This is a genomic window from Chryseobacterium cucumeris, from assembly GCF_016775705.1.
Taxonomy (GTDB): Bacteria; Bacteroidota; Bacteroidia; order Flavobacteriales; family Weeksellaceae; genus Chryseobacterium; species Chryseobacterium cupriresistens.
Genome location: NZ_CP068760.1, coordinates 2986693 through 3003042, shown reverse-complemented (window position 1 = coordinate 3003042; position 16350 = coordinate 2986693). Strand labels below are relative to the sequence as shown.

The 16350-nt window shown below is 37.2% G+C and carries 22 protein-coding genes; 8 read left to right on the top strand and 14 right to left on the bottom strand.

What is annotated here, in order from left to right; genetic code table 11:
• The 7 genes from JNG87_RS13485 to namA form a co-directional block, all read right to left on the bottom strand.
• Positions 1-1413, bottom strand: coding sequence for a T6SS phospholipase effector Tle1-like catalytic domain-containing protein (locus tag JNG87_RS13485; RefSeq protein WP_202838870.1), 1413 nt, complete (start codon positions 1411-1413; stop codon positions 1-3).
• Between the two features lie 34 nt (positions 1414-1447).
• Positions 1448-2422, bottom strand: a complete 975-nt coding sequence (locus tag JNG87_RS13480) for a DUF2931 family protein (RefSeq protein ID WP_238349591.1) — start codon at positions 2420-2422, stop codon at positions 1448-1450.
• A gap of 61 nt (positions 2423-2483) precedes the next feature.
• Complete coding sequence (locus JNG87_RS13475; RefSeq protein ID WP_153816338.1) at positions 2484-2654, bottom strand: hypothetical protein; 171 nt, start codon at positions 2652-2654, stop codon at positions 2484-2486.
• 1 nt (position 2655) lies between these two features.
• The gene (locus JNG87_RS13470; protein ID WP_202838868.1) at positions 2656-4587 is read right to left on the bottom strand and encodes a type VI secretion system Vgr family protein; all 1932 of its coding nucleotides are present in this window, start codon (positions 4585-4587) and stop codon (positions 2656-2658) included.
• A 147-nt stretch (positions 4588-4734) separates the two neighbouring features.
• Positions 4735-5139 (bottom strand): type VI secretion system tube protein TssD, encoded by a 405-nt coding sequence (gene tssD, locus JNG87_RS13465; protein WP_002977458.1) that lies wholly within the window; start codon positions 5137-5139, stop codon positions 4735-4737.
• Positions 5140-5406: 267 nt separating this feature from the next.
• Positions 5407-5685, bottom strand: coding sequence for a DUF2752 domain-containing protein (locus JNG87_RS13460; protein WP_110011373.1), 279 nt, complete (start codon positions 5683-5685; stop codon positions 5407-5409).
• Positions 5686-5714: 29 nt separating this feature from the next.
• Positions 5715-6767, bottom strand: coding sequence for an NADPH dehydrogenase NamA (gene namA / locus JNG87_RS13455; protein WP_202838867.1), 1053 nt, complete (start codon positions 6765-6767; stop codon positions 5715-5717).
• Positions 6768-6866: 99 nt separating this feature from the next.
• Between namA and JNG87_RS13450 the strand changes: the two genes are divergently transcribed.
• On the top strand, positions 6867-7349 hold the full coding sequence (locus JNG87_RS13450; RefSeq protein ID WP_110011371.1) for a cytidine deaminase: 483 nt from the start codon (positions 6867-6869) through the stop codon (positions 7347-7349).
• Between the two features lie 233 nt (positions 7350-7582).
• On the opposite strand, the gene JNG87_RS13445 is transcribed toward JNG87_RS13450, so the two are convergent.
• The 7 genes from JNG87_RS13445 to JNG87_RS13415 form a co-directional block, all read right to left on the bottom strand.
• On the bottom strand, positions 7583-7894 hold the full coding sequence (locus JNG87_RS13445) for a barstar family protein (RefSeq protein ID WP_202838866.1): 312 nt from the start codon (positions 7892-7894) through the stop codon (positions 7583-7585).
• A 164-nt stretch (positions 7895-8058) separates the two neighbouring features.
• Positions 8059-8367, bottom strand: coding sequence for a GIY-YIG nuclease family protein (locus JNG87_RS13440; RefSeq protein ID WP_202838865.1), 309 nt, complete (start codon positions 8365-8367; stop codon positions 8059-8061).
• Between the two features lie 51 nt (positions 8368-8418).
• Positions 8419-8922: a ribonuclease domain-containing protein gene (locus tag JNG87_RS13435; RefSeq protein WP_202838864.1), complete on the bottom strand. Its 504-nt coding sequence runs from the start codon at positions 8920-8922 to the stop codon at positions 8419-8421.
• A 52-nt stretch (positions 8923-8974) separates the two neighbouring features.
• Positions 8975-9766 (bottom strand): NAD(+) synthase, encoded by a 792-nt coding sequence (gene nadE / locus JNG87_RS13430; RefSeq protein WP_202838863.1) that lies wholly within the window; start codon positions 9764-9766, stop codon positions 8975-8977.
• Between the two features lie 12 nt (positions 9767-9778).
• The gene (locus JNG87_RS13425) at positions 9779-10312 is read right to left on the bottom strand and encodes a GNAT family N-acetyltransferase (RefSeq protein WP_202838862.1); all 534 of its coding nucleotides are present in this window, start codon (positions 10310-10312) and stop codon (positions 9779-9781) included.
• Positions 10309-10839, bottom strand: coding sequence for a GNAT family N-acetyltransferase (locus JNG87_RS13420; RefSeq protein WP_202838861.1), 531 nt, complete (start codon positions 10837-10839; stop codon positions 10309-10311). Before JNG87_RS13420 ends, JNG87_RS13425 begins: the two co-directional genes overlap by 4 nt.
• A 9-nt stretch (positions 10840-10848) precedes the next feature.
• The gene (locus tag JNG87_RS13415; protein WP_202838860.1) at positions 10849-11487 is read right to left on the bottom strand and encodes a leucine-rich repeat domain-containing protein; all 639 of its coding nucleotides are present in this window, start codon (positions 11485-11487) and stop codon (positions 10849-10851) included.
• 52 nt (positions 11488-11539) lie between these two features.
• Between JNG87_RS13415 and JNG87_RS13410 the strand changes: the two genes are divergently transcribed.
• From JNG87_RS13410 to JNG87_RS13380, 7 genes are all read left to right on the top strand, one after another.
• Entirely contained in the window at positions 11540-12523 is a 984-nt protein-coding gene (locus JNG87_RS13410) for a gliding motility protein GldB (RefSeq protein ID WP_202838859.1), read from the top strand.
• A gap of 32 nt (positions 12524-12555) precedes the next feature.
• On the top strand, positions 12556-12879 hold the full coding sequence (gene gldC, locus JNG87_RS13405; protein WP_002977443.1) for a gliding motility protein GldC: 324 nt from the start codon (positions 12556-12558) through the stop codon (positions 12877-12879).
• Between the two features lie 132 nt (positions 12880-13011).
• On the top strand, positions 13012-14151 hold the full coding sequence (locus tag JNG87_RS13400; protein ID WP_137905788.1) for a cystathionine gamma-synthase: 1140 nt from the start codon (positions 13012-13014) through the stop codon (positions 14149-14151).
• A gap of 67 nt (positions 14152-14218) precedes the next feature.
• On the top strand, positions 14219-14668 hold the full coding sequence (locus JNG87_RS13395; RefSeq protein ID WP_137905789.1) for a GNAT family N-acetyltransferase: 450 nt from the start codon (positions 14219-14221) through the stop codon (positions 14666-14668).
• Positions 14669-14750: 82 nt separating this feature from the next.
• Positions 14751-15263: a DinB family protein gene (locus tag JNG87_RS13390; RefSeq protein ID WP_202838858.1), complete on the top strand. Its 513-nt coding sequence runs from the start codon at positions 14751-14753 to the stop codon at positions 15261-15263.
• Positions 15264-15492: 229 nt separating this feature from the next.
• A complete protein-coding gene (locus JNG87_RS13385; RefSeq protein ID WP_202838857.1) occupies positions 15493-15699 on the top strand; it encodes a hypothetical protein in 207 nt (68 codons plus the stop codon).
• Positions 15700-15705: 6 nt separating this feature from the next.
• Complete coding sequence (locus JNG87_RS13380; RefSeq protein WP_110011359.1) at positions 15706-16302, top strand: hypothetical protein; 597 nt, start codon at positions 15706-15708, stop codon at positions 16300-16302.
• The last annotated feature ends 48 nt before the right edge of the window (positions 16303-16350 follow it).

Sequence of the window (16350 nt, the reverse complement as noted above, 5' to 3'; positions counted from 1 at the left end):
TTAATGGATAACTCTTGTTCTGTTCGGTCTCGGATCCATACCTATTTTTTCTCTTCTTGCTGACCAGTGAAGGTAATGAAGACGAAGGAATCTCAAATCGTTCTGTTCTTTTACTTCTTTCTGATAAGCATCCTGACGGTCTTCCGGGACTTCGTTTCCACCATAAGCATCACGCAGCGCTTTAAAATGTTTGAAGGCATAAGGTTTGCCATTTCCCATCACATAAGTTCTGAGACGGTCTTTTATTCCTATTAAAAACTGATCATTCAAAATGGAATATTTATCATCAGTCATTTTTTTCAAGGTGATAGGAAGATTTTTCTCAATGCCGTATTCAGCCATAAAATGTAGAGGAATATAGCTGTAAGTTTTCAGCAGGTAACGGGACCCTCTCAATGATAAATAGAATCCGGGGGTAATGGTAAGCATATCTTTTTCATACCAACCTTCTGATACGAGTTCTGCTTTTAATGCTTCTAATTTGGAACTGGTTGTCCAGGATGTTTCCACTTCCTCCCACGTTTCCTGTCCGTTTTCATAGGCACCTCCGACGTCGCAGTGTACACCTGGGAATGTTTTTTCGATTCCGATATGTACTCTTGTAAGGTCAAAGTTTTCTCTGTGCTCATCGGCTGCAATAAAGTGAACTACAGTTTGGGCTTTTCCGATGTCATTCAGGCTTAATTCTTCAACATCGTTACTGAAATTGGGCATTGGTGACAGGTATTTTGAATAGGAAGAAACGGTATCGTAAATCCCCAGAAATCTCACTTTCAACACATCAACTTTTAAACCTGCTTCTTCGAGTTTAAGACCGAGATGTCCCCATTTTGGAAGTTCTTCAGAATCAACATTTTTTCCATCATCATCTGAATAGGTGGTCACTGAAACAGCTTCGTTTGCGACGGTTCGTGAACTGGCTTTATATTTTGCTTTTCCGATTTCGTATACAAAATTACGGGCAGCGGCTGCTCCACGGCTGAATCCGAATACATCGAAAGTAAGTACGGCAATTTTATCGGCTTTCTTTTCAGCTTTAATGGTTTTCACTTTTTTTACGATTTCTTCGCAGCCTTTTCTCACTTTTGATCTGATCCCGGTTTCTCCGGTACCGAAAGCGTATCCGAGCGTTGCATCTCCTTCTTTATCCAGTGTACCGATACCTTCTATATAAATCCCGAAGTTTTTATCATAGTTATCCCACATGCGGGCTACATTACTCCAGTCATTGTTATAACTGGTATTGTCTTTAGCTCCACCACCATGTTTTTTATGAGCATCTGTCCCTTTCCTTCTCTCTTCCGTATTGGTTTTATTATTCAGGGTTCCGTCAAAAAAAATCCCAATGGTAATATCCAGTACTTCCTCTTTGGATACAGATGGTGTATAACTTCCAAATTGATTGTTGTGCATCGTTCTTGTTTTTAAATTGACTGAGTGAATATTATCATTCTATCTTTCGGGATACCCTTATTTTTGCTTTGGTAACTGCCAGTTTTTCTTTTTCAGATTCTAAAGAGACCAAGACCTTTGTATTGTCTTCGTTTACTTTAATGGTCAGATCAATATTTTTGTCTTTTCCCGATTTCTGAAACAAATCAAATATCTCTTTATCATCAAAAGCGTCTATCCATACTGCATACCTGTTGTTGTTCTTGTCTTTCCAGTACAAACCGCAGAATTTTGGGATAGCCCTGCTTTTGTACGTATTCTCTTTCAAGCTTTGGTCAAAAAGGTTTTCCTGTTCACCGTTGTAACCGGTAAAACCAAAATCTATCCAGGTGGCTCCTTCAGGGAGAATCACGGAAGGTTTCCAGCTGTATCTTTCCCGATAAACGTTATAAATATCTGCTGGCGGATAGCCTTCTTTTTCAATTTTCTCACGAATTTCCGGCTTGAATGTCTTATAAGACGGATCTTTCAACATTCTTTCTGCAAAGCCTTCATTCAACATATACTGAGCATTATCGTATGCTTTTTCTTTGGTGATAATGGTATCATGAGCCTGAAAAGCACCTACTTCTTTCTGGTTTCCCGGACCTTTCATCCAAAGCACAACTCTTCCTTGTGGAGCTAATCCTACCACAAAGGAATTGTAAGTAGATTTCTTTTTTGTGTCCTGGTCTACAAACCCCTCATCCAAAAGTTTTTTGATCTTTTCTTTATCCAGGTCCCATTTTCCGGTGTAGAATTTATTTTCTACCAAAGAATACCATGTAAATTCCAGTTTATAGGGCGCACTCATGCTTTCGGTATTAACGTTCATGGTACCGCCTTCTTTACCCCAGCCTGTATTCTGTGTTCCCCAGATGGCATCAAAGCTGTAGGTAAAACCATCGGCAACAATAGCACCTTCATAGACTTCCATCGGGTATTCCTCCGGGGCAGAAACGGTTCCCAGCCAACTGTATTTTTCTTCCATTTTTTTATTCTGACAATTCGTTAATGAAAAACACCATATAAAAAGAATCAGCAGGTTACATTTACTTATGACCATGGGACATAATCTTCTTGTTACTCGCTAAAACCAGATTTTCCTTATGTGCTTCCACATTGATTTTCTTTGCTATTTTTTCAACCTTTTTTCCTACACTCAGATGGTAAGAATCTTTAACTGTTATGCGCAGGTTGGTTGCTGTTTTGATGATTGCCATATCAGAAGAGTTTTGATTTTTCAGCACTGTTGAATTCTACAATCTTTCCGCTCTGCATGGTCATATTTTCCAGTTGACTGAACATGGAAATTTCACCTGCAATTTCATTGGAGGTTTCAGATTGTCTTTTGAATTCTTTTTCAATCATTTCCGTTCTGGTATCGGAAGTTTCCGTAATATCTCCCGAAGCCGTAAGTTTCATATCTTTTCCTGCGATGGAAACAATATTATCGTTGGCTGTACTGGTAATACTTGCTCCTGCGCCTATAGAAATTTCTTTTCCTGCAGTAATGTTGATATTATCACCCGCATTCAACGTAAAGTTTTTAGGGGCTTTCATACTGATATTTCCCTGTCCGTCCATGTAATAGGTATTACCGCTTGGATCAAGAATGGTTACACTTCCTTCTTCATCATTCATCAGTATCCTGATTCCGCTTCTGGTTTGAATAGACTTAAGGTGATTGTTTACGCCGCCGCCCAAAGCAACTCCTCCATGGAACATTCCTCCCATTACGAAAGGTCTGTCCGGATGGCTGTGCACAAAATTAACCATCACCTGATCCCCCACTTCCGGAATGGCTACATACCCACGGTTTTGGGTAATCTGATCTGTTCCTCCGGCATCTGGGCTCATCATACGGATAAAATGAGTGGTATCATTGGTCTGCCAGTCAAATCTTACCTGTATTCTTCCCTGTCCTTCGGGATCCGTATTGGAAATTACGGTGGCAGTTTGTGGCTCAGCTTTCGGAATGGTGTATTCCGGCTTTGGAAGAAACCCTGTATCTGCTGCAATTCCTACGAAGCTTCCTTTATAATGACCTATTGTGTCAATCTCATGTTCTGATTCCGTAATCATTATCCTTGTGAAATAAGAGGTTTCATTGGAATCCTGTTTACGCATCTGGACGTCTGCTACGCACCCCGGGTGAAGGAAAGGAACCGTTGTATTTCCTGAAACGGAAAAAACATTCACCGCCTCACTTCCTGAAGCGCTTTTCTGCGAATACTCCACATCCAGGTGTGTGGCAGCTTTGATAGGAGCAATCTGTAAAGCCGGTGTTTTATAAATAGTTTCGTTATGGCTGTATGCTGTTTTTGCAAGATCACTCACATGTTTGATGGGTGTAGACCCAGAAGTCAGCTTTTCATTTTTATTACTGTTATAACCGTAAAATTGTGGTTTGGTGTGTACCGCTTTCAGCTCAACTTTAATTTCATTGGCGCTGCTTCCGTAAGTAAGGGTAATAGGTTTATTCTGAGCCGGCAGTTTTCCGAAATGTAAAACTTCACCATCGTAGTAGAATTGTTCACCGTATGCTTCGGCCATTCTTGCCAGATAGTTATAATGGGTTTCATCATACTGGCTGCTATAGATGATCTGAGAGAAATTATTGGCATCTACCCTGATATCAAAACGGCTTTTATCAATCCCTTGTTTGATCACTTCTTCTGCAATAATTCCGATATTAACCGGCTGGCTTCCTCCAAAACTCTGGATGTGTGGTGCTCCGTCAAGAAGGATGGTCGGACTGTAACCTGTAAGTACAATATTTCCCAGACTCATATGCTCCTGACTGAATCCTACTCCGGTAATCACTCCCACAAAAGTTCGTTCCGGACTGTTATCTATATCTTTATAGGAAATAACCGCCGTAAGTCTTTTTCCGAGAAACTTGTTAGCTTCCTCCAGTGAGTGGGTCTGTCTGTCTCCCAGGGTATCGTGTGCCAGTGTCAGTGTAAATTCGTGATGTCGTCTGGTACTTTGTTTAAGCTTGAAATGCTTGTAGTACTTGATAATTTTCCCTTCTATGACAAGAGAAAGCTTTACCAGACGGTTGATACCTGTGTGATGGTTTTCGGAAATACCATCTGCATTCTGCGTCGGACGAAAAGACGCCGCTTGTGAGTTTCCAGGTGTATTTGACATATTTTTAGTGATTTGATTTGTTTTTTAAACGATTATTCAACAGAAAGAGAGTTTAAAAATTAAAAACAAAAATCCTGTAGAATATAGTCCTAGGTAAAAAAAGACCGTCTTGTAAGGACAGTCTTTTATTTCTGGCTCATGAAAGACTTAGCTCATCGGCCAAAGTCCGTCATAAGATGAGTTTCCATATGTGATGCTTTCAGCACTTACTACAAAGCTGATCAGCATATTATTGCTATCAATGGCATCAAAGTCTACTTCATGCTGGATAACATATCCGTTTTCCCATTTCAGAGAGATCAATGTTCCCTCTTCGTGAGATTTATTAAAGTTGATTTCCCCGCTAGTTGGTTTGTATTTACTGTTTAATAAACTTTCTAAAACATCAGATTTTTCTGTTGCTTCAATTGTTACTTTGATCAATGCGTTTGACGGGTCAGAGGCTACACGTCCTGAAACATCTGTAGATCTTGACACACTATAGTTAAGCTTTAACAACTTCTGACCTTCACCTCCATTGAATTTTAAGATTCCTCTTGAATTTCCTGCCATATTCTTAAATTTTAATCATTAACGAGATCCCTGCTATAGGATTTATAAAACAAAGATAAAGGTCATGTTCTAATTTAAAAAGTTTTTAAGGCACTGTTTCATAAATTGTAGTAGTTCTACGACATTTTAAAATTCTACACAACAAAACAATACAGGAATTTTAATCTAATAAATTATATTTTTTATTAAAATTTTTCTACATAACACCAAAGAAGATCAAAACACAAAAACAACTAATAATCAAACGGTTACTGTTGATTCTAATAGTTAACAGTGTTTGTACATATACCCGATTACCATAATAATCAGGTTAACGACCACCATAATCATTAAAATTTTACTGTATTTTCTTTTTCTATCGATAAAACTTACCCCAAGGATCAAAAAGAATAACAATAAAGTGTATACAGCCGGATACATTTGAAACGCTTCCGAAAACTTTCCTTCAAATACCAACAGGATCGCTCTCTGAGCACCACATCCCAGACATTCTACCCCAAGGAATTTTTTACTGGGGCAGGTAAGCATGAAATCATCAATATTCATTCCTGTGGTTTTACAGATTATTGGGGTAACTAAGAAGAGATTTTGGCTCTGGTATACTGATGTGGAAAAAAGCAGTCTTCTTTCATTTCAAAAGATCCCTGAACAGCAATATAAGGATTTCTCAGAATCTCCCTTGCTACAAAGATAAGATCAGCATCCCCTTTCTGAAGGATTTCGTCGGCTTGTTCTACCCTGGTAATCAATCCCACCGCTCCTGTCTTCACTTCAGCCTCATTTCTCACCTGCGAAGAAAAAGGAACCTGATAACCATCGAAAACCGGGATTTTAGCTCCATGAATATTTCCACCGCTGGATACATCTACAAGGTCTACGGAATGCTCTTTTAAAATTTTTGCCAGCGCTACACTACTCTGAATATCCCAGCCATTCTCAGCATATTCCGTTCCTGAAATCCTTACAAAAAGGGCAGTATTTTTGTCCAGTTCTTCATTAACAGCATCTACAATTTCGATCAGAAATCTGATTCTGTTTTCAAAACTACCTCCATATTCATCCGTTCGGATATTGGAAAGCGGCGACAGAAACTGATGGATCAAATATCCGTGAGCACCATGAATTTCGATGACATCAAAACCTGCTTTTACAGCTCTTCGGGCAGCTTTTTTAAAATTCTGAACAATCTCCTTTACCTCATCTGTACCCAGTACATGAGGAATTCTTTCCGTAGGGTGATAAGGAATAGGGCTTGGAGCTACAGTTTCCCAACCTTCTTCCACAGGAATCTGTATATTATTCCATGTTGATCCTTTTCTTCCGGCATGAGCCAGCTGGATTCCTATTTTACTTTCTGAATTTTTGTGTACAAATTCTACGATTCTTTGCAGTTTCGCTGCCTGTTCATCATTCCAGATTCCCATGCAGTGATTGGTAATTCTTCCTTTGGGTTCTACTCCTGTAGCTTCTACCATCAAAAGACCGGTACCGCCCTGCGATCTGCTTCCGTAATGTACAAAATGGAAGTCGTTAGCCTCTCCGTTTTCACATGAATACATACACATGGGTGACATTACGCATCTGTTTTTCAACTCTATATTTCTGAATTTTATCGGTGTGTATAACATTTTTAAACATTAAAAAATTAAACTTTTCAGGGGAAGAATAAATATTGCCCACTTCATTAAAAAGAACTAATTTTACCCCCCTTTTTTAGTTGACAATATATGAAAAAAGACATACAGATCGGTTACGAATATTTTAAAAATAGCAGTGAGCTGAGCGATATAGAAAAACAATTATTTGAAAGAGCCAAAGAAGCTCGTGAGAATGCTTATGCACCTTATTCTCAATTTTTGGTAGGATGTTCCGTATTACTGGAAAACGGAGAAATCTATTCCGGGAACAACCAGGAGAATGCAGCCTATCCGTCAGGATTGTGTGCAGAAAGAACGACTGTTTTTTGGGTAGCTGCCAACTTTCCGGATGTGAAAATAAAAAAGATCTTTGTAGTAGGAGGTCCGAAGGAGTTTCATGAGAAAAACCCACCAATACCTCCATGTGGAGCATGCCGCCAGAGTTTAATTGAGTATGAAACCAAGCAGAATGAAAATATCGACCTTTATTTCTCAAGCATGAATGAGGAGGTTGTAAAAGTGCATGCCGTGAAAGATCTGCTTCCTTTTTATTTTGATTCTACGTTTTTGTAACCAGATGAAACCTGATTTTAGCTCCCTGCCCAGGTTTGAAACTTTGACAGGCTATGAAGCAAAAAGTTCACATCGGCTCATCCTGAATAAACGTTACAGTGAAATAAAATAAGAAACCTAACAGGTTTTGAAAACCTGTTAGGTTTGTATGATAAGGAATAAAGATTTGAATACTATAGAATAAGGATCAGCATAAAAAAGGCTGTCTCCTGTATTGGGACAACCTTTCTTTTTTATTCTTCTTCAGATTCTACATCATCATCTTCGTCTTCGTACTGCTCAAGATAGTAGCTAAAACTAAATTCTTCAACTTCTTCTTCCGCATCCTCCAGCGTCGTCAGAAGATCTTCAAAAATCTCAAGCTGATCTACAGTCATGTTGACGAATTCTAAATGGAGCGGCATTTCCAGACTACCGGTGATGGTATCAAAAAGGGCATCAAGATTATCCCCAAAATGCTCAGGAAGCTGAATTTTCTCCTTGAGCTGGGCGTAAAAATCTTCATAGTCACCTATGTCCGTAAAATCTATATATACTGTCTTCATATTGAATTAAATTTCCAATTTTTATTGATTAAAAAAGTCTTGCATTTTTGCGGATCTTTTCAGAGCCACTCATACAATATTTTATTTTTCAAAATTACGACTTATCACCCCTTAAATACAAATTATGCACTAGTCATTGCGAGAAGCTTAGCGACGAAGCAATCTCAGAAAACATCCATAATATCTTCCACATCCTCCGCAAGACCATTCCAATCAGGGTTTATACTATTGATTAAATCCAGTTTCTTTTGCCTGGAACCTGCTTTTATTTGTTTTTCTCTATATATAGCATCACCTATTTCCTGAAAGGATTCCCAGTATACCAATATATATAAATTATATCTTGAAGTAAAGCTTTGAGAATAATATGATTCTTTATGCTGTTGAACACGTTTAGGCAGATTTGAAGTCACTCCTGTGTAAAGAGTAGTATGATTTTTATTCGTCATAATGTAGACAAAACCTGCTTTCATCTGTGATTCTTTTATAGAGATTGCTTCGTCACTCCGTTCCTCGCAATGACGTTATTGCTTTTCAAAGCTCTTATAATGGTTTTTGGTAAGGTATACATCGCCATTTTGAGTGTAGATGATACGGTCAGCATTTCTTCCACCACAATGATAGTTTACATCTGCTTCAAAGTATCGTTCTCCATCCGGCAAACGTCCTTCTCTGTTTCCGAAATGATCTCCGCCGATAGCTTTTCCAGGTAGTACATCACAAAGATTTCCTTGAGAAGGATTCCAACCTTGTTTCCTTGCTTCTTTTTTAGTGATATAATAATCCGGAAGCTTATGATTTTGCTTTACATAGCTGATTACCATTTTCTCCTCTGTAAGCTGATCTATAGAAACCTGACCAGATGAACTTCCATCGGAAGAAGTACTTCCGTAACTCACTGCTTCTTTTTTTACAGAATCTGACCGATCTTTCTTATTTTCAATAAAGTTTCTGTAGACATACATTACAGACATTCCGAAAAGGAGTCCCAGACATATAAAAAATACAGATCTTATTTTTCCGTTCATAACTATTATTTACTATATGATGTATTAGTCAGCTTACCAATGAATAGTATTGTTATGCTCTCCATTCTTCAGGAATATCGCAAACCGGGATAGGATCCATCTTATGTCTGGCAGCTTTATGCATTCTGTCGAAGATCAGGAACACTTCCTTATCTCTCCCTTCGTAATCTTCAGCCGTTTTCGTTCCGTATTCTTTCTGGATTTTTTCCAGTTCCGGATAACTTGCACCAATCTGTTGTTCATCTGTTCTTTCCGTATCCCAAAGTCCATCGGTAGGAATAGCCTCCTGAATGCTTTTGATAAGATTTAATCCTTTAGCAAGTTCATATACTTCAGTTTTATAAAGATCTGCAATAGGTGAAACATCTACCCCGCCATCTCCATATTTTGTATAAAATCCAATTCCGAAATCTTCTACTTTGTTTCCTGTTCCACAAACAAGAAGCCCGTTCAGCTGTCCGTAATAATAAAGTGTAAGCATTCTGAGACGTGCTCTTGTGTTGGCAAAAGTCAAATTCTCATTGGGATACACCTCATCATTTACATGGAAGGTTTTATAGATCTCTTCAAAGGCCGGGGTCAGATTTACAGATATTGTTTCTACATTGGGAAATCTGGATTTAAGATCATTCATATGATCCTGTGCACGATCTACCTGATCAGCTTTCTGACGGATCGGCATTCCGATTAGTAATGTTTTCATGCCTGTCATTGCTGCTAAAGTAGAAACTACTCCGGAATCTACACCTCCGGAAACTCCGATTACATATCCGTTTACTTTAGCATTTGTAGCATAATCCTTTAACCAGCTTACAATATGATCTATTACTTTTTGTGTCTGCATTATTTATATTTTTTAGTCTATTCCAAATTCATGAGGGTATTTTACCACTCCTTTTTTATCTTTTAATCCGTCTTTTACCAATTCTACAGCCATTCCGTTTTCTTCCGGAATATCAAATGGAAAAGAAATTCCAAAATTACTTGTTTTTTTGTAACCAAAGCGCGGATAATATTTTTCATGTCCGATAAGGATTACAGATTCATATCCTAATTCTTTGGCAATTCGATGTCCTTCCAGAATCAGTTTCGTTCCGATTCCCTGATTCTGGAACTCAGGTTTTACGGAAACAGGTGCCAGTGCAAGGGATTCAAACGATTTTTCTTCATTGACAATTTTAATTTTAGTAAACAGAATATGTCCTGCAATTCTACCCTTTTCATCTTCGGCCACCAATGATAATTCCGGGATGAAAGCTTCTGAACGTCTTAGTTTTTCTACCAGAAACTGTTCCTGATGATTACTGTATTCCATTTCTCTGAAAGCTTCTTCCGTCAGCTGAAAGACCTTTTGATGATCTTCTTTTTCTTCTTTTCGTATTGTTATCATTTTTTACTGTATTTTTCACGCTTCAGTTCATACCAGAAACAGATTCCGTCGGGTTCTTCAAACTCGTCGGTTTTTTCAAAACCTAATTTTCTTAGAATATGATTGGAAGCATCATGTTCAGAATGGGCATAGGCATAAATGACTTCTGCATTTAAATCATTAAAACCATAATCCAGAGAAGCTTTTCCGGATTCCACAGCATATCCTTTTCCCCATGATTCCGGCAGAAAACGATATCCCAGTTCCAGCACATTTTTATAACCATTGGTTTCATGGGTAAGCAGTTTCAAGCCGCTCCATCCTATCAGAAGTCCGCTCTCTTTTTCTACTACTCCAAGCCTTCCTACTCCATTCTCCTCATACTGTTTCTGAATCATGCTGATGACCTTTTTTGATTCATTGATATCCGTCAAAGCCGGTACACCAATGTATTTCATAACTTCAGGATTGGAATCCAGCAAAAATATGCGTTCAAAATCTTCATCTTCGAGTTTTCTTAAAATCAGTCGTTCTGTTTCTATCATCATAATATTAGTCTATTCTTCAGCTCCAAAAATGGTTACGTTAGTTTTAGCACCCTTCTTTATATCTGTTTCTCTTATCTTATTCCCCATGATATTAAGGGTTTGTAAAGCCGGGTTGCCGGAAATATCAATTTTCTGAAGCTTGTTATGCTGTACATTCAGCTTTCTTAATACTTTAAACTGAAGCAGATTTATTATTTTTAATTGATTTAAAGATAATGTTAATTGATCAATTTTCGGAATCTCCATCAGCGAAATACTTTCCAACAAATTATTATCGAGATATAATGAACTTAAATTTTTAAGGTTTTCGGCTTTGAATGAAGAAATTTTGCATCCCGTACATGAAAATAATTCAAGCTGAGACAAATCATTAAGTACAATGCTGGAAATTCTATTATCATCGAGAATAACCATTTTCACGTTTTTAAAAAGTGACAGATCTTCTACAGAAGTAATTCCTTTCTGAACCAGGAACAGATTGGTAACCCTACCTGCTTCCGGAGATTCAAGTATTCCGTTTCTATTCAGATCAAAATTTTCCAGCACTGCTTTTTCAAAGTTTTTATCTTTAAATTCAAGGTTTTGCCCGCAGAAAAAAGAAAGCCCGGAAATAAGGCAACCCGCTGTAAATATTTTAATTTTCATCATGAATTGTGTATTTAATCCTTATTTTTGTAAACTTAAATTCCATGTAAAAATAATGAAGATTTTTAGATATATTGCGCTTTCTTTCGTTTTAGCTGCCGGGCTTGTTTCCTGCAAAAAAGAACCTGAAAATCAATGGAAGGTCGAAGTCAAACAAACTGCCGAAAAAGTTGACATTACAGATATTTCCAAAGAATTCTATAATCAGAACATTCCATTGGATCAGTTTAAAGCTCAATTTCCTTGGTTCCAGGGAAGTGTTTCTGATGCTGATTTCGAAAAAAGAAGAGCAGATGCTGAGGAGATAAAAATCTACAAGGAAGCTATCGGGAAAATAGATCAGGCAAAGCTGCAAAATGAGCTTCAGAGCTTATTTTCTCATATCAAATATTACTTTCCTCAATTTAAAAATCCAAAAGTATATCTGTTCTCATCTGCTCTACAGATGGTACAGGATCCTATATTTTATGATGAAAAAGGCAATCTGTTATTCATAGATGTAACCGGTTTTATGGGTGATGGAAATCCTAATTACAAAGGGCTGGAGTTGTATTTCCAAAAATCAATGAATCCACAGAATATTGTTCCTAAAGTATCACAGTTGTTTGCAGAAAATATTGTAACGGAATCTCCTGATCATCAGAAATTCATTGATCAGATGATTCTGAACGGAAAAGTAATGATTCTTCAGGATGCTTTTCTTCCGGATACTCCCGATTATCTGAAAATGAATTATACTCAAAAGCAGTATGAATGGGCAACCAGTAATGAGGCGAATATCTGGAATTATTTTGTAGAAAGTAATCTGATCTTCGGCGATGATCCGAGACTGGGAGAACGTTTTATTTCCCCAGGCCCATTCTCGAAGTTTTATACAGAAATTGACAATGAATCTTCACCACAAATCGGGATTTTTACAGGCTGGCAGATCTGTAAAGCATACTTTAAAGAAAAGCCTGAAACAAAGTTAACAGAGTTCCTGAAAATGGATGCTACCACAATTTTTAATCAATCCGGTTATAAACCGAAACTTAAATAATAGAAATTTTAGAATTTAGAAAAAATAGAAAAATGAGAAAGACTCAGATTACGATAGATGTAGAGCTTGATGAAAATCACGTACCGGAAAATATTACATGGAACGCTCAGGATGGCGGTATTGAAAAACAAGATACCAAAGCAACCATGATTTCCGTATGGGATGATAAAACAAGAGAAGCGTTAAGAATTGATCTTTGGACCAAAGAAATGCCTGTAGACCAGATGAAGATGTTTATCCACCAGATTTTAATATCTCTAGGAAATACGTATCAGAGAGCAACCGGAGAAGAAGATGTAGCGCAGTGGATGGAAGAAATTGCAGAAGAATTTGCGGTAAAATCTGCTATTAAGTAAAAAAATATAATTGCAGTAAGCTGCAGGCAGTAAGCGGTAAGCTTTTTGTATTCAGCTAGAGCAAATTTTAAATAAACAATCCGCTTAAGCAATATACTTTATTGTTTAATGCTAAGCCTAAAGCAAAAAATTATGAATTTTAATACAAAAGTAATTCACGGAGGGCAGCACCACGAGTCTGCAACAGGTTCTGTAAATGTACCTGTATTTTTAACCTCTACGTTTGCACAGAAGAGTCCGGGAGTACATTCCGGATACGAATATTCAAGAGCTGCCAATCCTACAAGACAGGCATTGGAAGATTCTTTGGCAAGTATTGAAAACGGAGCGAGAGGTCTGGCTTTCGGTTCCGGTCTTGCAGCCATCGACTGTGTTTTGAAATTATTAAACCCAGGTGATGAAGTGATTGCTGTAGATGACCTTTACGGAGGAACTTACAGAATGTTCACGAGACTTTTCGAAAAATATCAGCTGAAATTCACATTCGTAAATTTTGACGATGTTTCTAAAATTGCTGATGTCATTACAGATAAAACAAAACTGATCTGGGTAGAAACTCCTACGAACCCTTTGATGAAATTAGTAGATATCAAAGCAGTAGTAGAAGTTGCAAAAGGGAAAGATATTCTGGTAGCAGTAGACAATACTTTTGCTACGCCTTATATCCAGAGACCTATTGATTTGGGAGCTGACATTGTAATGCACTCCGCAACGAAATATTTAGGAGGCCATTCTGATGTAATTGCAGGAGCTCTTATTGCTAAAGATGCCGAACTGGGAGAAAAACTTCACTTTATTCAGTTTGCAAGCGGTGGTATTTTAGGTCCTCACGATTCTTATCTTGTATTGAGAGGAATTAAAACACTGGCCTTAAGAATGCAGAGACATTCGGACAATGGTCTTGCTGTAGCGAAGTACCTTGAGACACATCCAGCTGTGGATAAGGTAATTTATCCGGGATTGGAATCTCATCCACAGTATGAACTGGCAAAATCCCAGATGAAGGAATCAGGGGGAATGGTTTCATTCACTTTTAAATCCGGTAAGAAAGAAGATGCTGTCAAATTCTTGGAAAAAGTAAGAGTATTTACCCTTGCGGAATCTTTAGGAGGTGTAGAATCTTTGGCTAACCACCCTGCGTTGATGACTCACGCTTCAATCCCGGCAGAAAAACGTGCTGAACTGGGAATCACGGACGACCTTGTACGTTTAAGCGTAGGCATTGAAGATGCAGAGGATCTTATTGCAGATCTTGAGAAAGCTTTTTCTTAACATACAATACATTAAATGAGAAGGGTTTTGATAATCCTTCTCATTTATTATAACACCAACTGATATTATGAAAAACTCAAGGAAAGCAACTATTTCCGACTTACCACAACTCGCAGAATTATTTGATCAGTACAGGATATTTTATCACAAAGAATCAGATATTCCTGCTGCTACAACCTTTCTTCAGGACAGACTTGAAAACAAAGATTCCGAAATTTTTGTTACGGAAGAAAATGGTAACCTGACAGGTTTTGTACAGCTATATCCTATATTTTCATCTACAAGAATGCAGCGTTACTGGCTGCTGAACGACCTGTATGTAAATGAAAGTCACAGAGGAAAAGGATATTCTAAAAAACTGATTGAAGAATCTAAGCAACTCTGCCGTTCCTCAAAAGCATGTGGAATTCTTTTAGAAACAGGAAAAAGCAATGATATTGGAAACCAATTGTATCCAGCCAGCGGTTTTGAGCTTTATGACTCTGTAAATTTCTACGAGTGGACGAATCATGATTAATGAGTAATTGATGCGTTACACTCACCATCCCGAATCTCAAGACCCCGAATCCCGAAAACCCGTAACCCAAACAAAAAATAATATGACCGACTTTCAAAAATACATCCAAAGATATTTAGATCAGATTCCATCAGGAAACTGGATCAATGAACTGCAGATATCAGCAGACAAAACCATCGGAATTTATTCCAACCTTACCGAAGAACAATCTAATTTTGCTTATGCAGAAGGAAAATGGACTTTAAAAGGTCTTCTACTCCACTTATCTGATACAGAAAGAGTCTTCCAATACAGAATATTAGCTTTTGCGAGAGGAGAAAAAAACAATCTTCCCGGATTTGATGAAAATGAATATGCAGAAAATTCTTTTGCAGGTGAAAGAAGCCTGGAATCTCTTTTGGAAGAATACAAACTGGTGAGAAAATCTTCACAGATTTTATTAGAAACTCTTCAACCTTCTGCTTTACAGAATACAGGAACAGCCAATGGCCATAAAATATCTGTAGAAACTATCGGAAAACTGATTATAGGTCACAATTATCACCACCTGAATATTATTGAGGAAAGGTATTTATCGAAATTGGGATGGATGTAAGAAAACGAATTCCCCTTGCCAGCCTGTTAATTTTCATAATTTCTTTTTGTTTTACAGCTTTTAAAGTTGAAGATATGGGAGAGATTAAGATTATAAATCATTTGAAACTTTTCTTATAGGTTCGATTAGCTTTTTAGGCGGGGGCTTATTTGAATTTCTGGTATGGACAGCTAATATTTGGTTCTTTATTGCAGTGGTATTCTGTTATAAAAAATATTTTTTAATTTCTATGATATTGGCTGCAATAGCTTTTTTAATTGCAGGAACATTTTTTTTCTGGAAGGAAATTCTGGCTGCAGAAAATGGAAGAATGGGAAGAATATACAGCTTGGAAACAGGTTATTTTTTGTGGATAGCTTCTATTGCATTTTTAATAGCTGGCTCATTATATTTAACCATAAAATCTAAATTTATCAATCATAAATTCTCATCCTGATGTGCAATGAGATCTATAAAAAATTTAAGAATCACAGAAAGTATTCAAACTGAAAAATTAGTTTTTGAAGAAAGTTCATACGATAAGTTTGATACGATCTCGATCTATTTTGGATTTTCTGCATTGGCAGGAGCTTCTCTGCTGTTATTAAAAGAAGTAGATTTTTCTTTTAATAACAGCTTCGAGTGTGCAATTCTTATAAGTTTATTCATCTGTAGCGTATATGTGCTGTATTGTAAATACACCGAAAAACATTTGAAAGAAATTAAGTTTGAAATTCCTAAAGAAGAAGCTAAAAGCAGAATCATTGAGTATGGAAAAAAACATCATCATAGAATTTCAAAGATTTCTGGGAATCTGATTTTCCTTAATGAACCGACAGATCTCTACAGTTTGGGTAAAGATTATGAACAGACAACCATTGTATTTTTTAAAAACAATGCGATTCTTTATACTTTAATTAAAGAAGGTTCAAGATCAAATTTCCCTGTCTTGATTTCACAACATCTTACCAAAAAAGATTTCAAAAAAATACTACATCCTGATTATATTGAGCCTATTAAGCGTACAACTTATTTTAATTCATTTTTTCATGGATTATAATCTTTGCATCTTGTCATAATAATCAAGCTGAAAAATCATATTTAAACC

Bases quoted from the DNA above. Each gene is read 5' to 3' on its own strand.
- JNG87_RS13475 (WP_153816338.1), bottom strand. From the start codon at position 2,654: ATGGCAATCATCAAAACAGCAACCAACCTGCGCATAACAGTTAAAGAT.
- JNG87_RS13380 (WP_110011359.1), top strand. From the start codon at position 15,706: ATGAGATCTATAAAAAATTTAAGAATCACAGAAAGTATTCAAACTGAA.
- JNG87_RS13395 (WP_137905789.1), top strand. From the start codon at position 14,219: ATGAAAAACTCAAGGAAAGCAACTATTTCCGACTTACCACAACTCGCA.
- JNG87_RS13385 (WP_202838857.1), top strand. From the start codon at position 15,493: ATGATATTGGCTGCAATAGCTTTTTTAATTGCAGGAACATTTTTTTTC.
- JNG87_RS13420 (WP_202838861.1), bottom strand. From the start codon at position 10,839: ATGATGATAGAAACAGAACGACTGATTTTAAGAAAACTCGAAGATGAA.
- JNG87_RS13425 (WP_202838862.1), bottom strand. From the start codon at position 10,312: ATGATAACAATACGAAAAGAAGAAAAAGAAGATCATCAAAAGGTCTTT.
- namA (WP_202838867.1), bottom strand. From the start codon at position 6,767: ATGTTATACACACCGATAAAATTCAGAAATATAGAGTTGAAAAACAGA.
- JNG87_RS13470 (WP_202838868.1), bottom strand. From the start codon at position 4,587: ATGTCAAATACACCTGGAAACTCACAAGCGGCGTCTTTTCGTCCGACG.
- JNG87_RS13390 (WP_202838858.1), top strand. From the start codon at position 14,751: ATGACCGACTTTCAAAAATACATCCAAAGATATTTAGATCAGATTCCA.
- gldC (WP_002977443.1), top strand. From the start codon at position 12,556: ATGAGAAAGACTCAGATTACGATAGATGTAGAGCTTGATGAAAATCAC.
- tssD (WP_002977458.1), bottom strand. From the start codon at position 5,139: ATGGCAGGAAATTCAAGAGGAATCTTAAAATTCAATGGAGGTGAAGGT.
- JNG87_RS13440 (WP_202838865.1), bottom strand. From the start codon at position 8,367: ATGAAAGCAGGTTTTGTCTACATTATGACGAATAAAAATCATACTACT.
- JNG87_RS13460 (WP_110011373.1), bottom strand. From the start codon at position 5,685: ATGAATATTGATGATTTCATGCTTACCTGCCCCAGTAAAAAATTCCTT.
- JNG87_RS13435 (WP_202838864.1), bottom strand. From the start codon at position 8,922: ATGAACGGAAAAATAAGATCTGTATTTTTTATATGTCTGGGACTCCTT.
- JNG87_RS13445 (WP_202838866.1), bottom strand. From the start codon at position 7,894: ATGAAGACAGTATATATAGATTTTACGGACATAGGTGACTATGAAGAT.
- JNG87_RS13410 (WP_202838859.1), top strand. From the start codon at position 11,540: ATGAAGATTTTTAGATATATTGCGCTTTCTTTCGTTTTAGCTGCCGGG.
- JNG87_RS13480 (WP_238349591.1), bottom strand. From the start codon at position 2,422: ATGGAAGAAAAATACAGTTGGCTGGGAACCGTTTCTGCCCCGGAGGAA.
- nadE (WP_202838863.1), bottom strand. From the start codon at position 9,766: ATGCAGACACAAAAAGTAATAGATCATATTGTAAGCTGGTTAAAGGAT.
- JNG87_RS13400 (WP_137905788.1), top strand. From the start codon at position 13,012: ATGAATTTTAATACAAAAGTAATTCACGGAGGGCAGCACCACGAGTCT.
- JNG87_RS13485 (WP_202838870.1), bottom strand. From the start codon at position 1,413: ATGCACAACAATCAATTTGGAAGTTATACACCATCTGTATCCAAAGAG.
- JNG87_RS13450 (WP_110011371.1), top strand. From the start codon at position 6,867: ATGAAAAAAGACATACAGATCGGTTACGAATATTTTAAAAATAGCAGT.
- JNG87_RS13415 (WP_202838860.1), bottom strand. From the start codon at position 11,487: ATGATGAAAATTAAAATATTTACAGCGGGTTGCCTTATTTCCGGGCTT.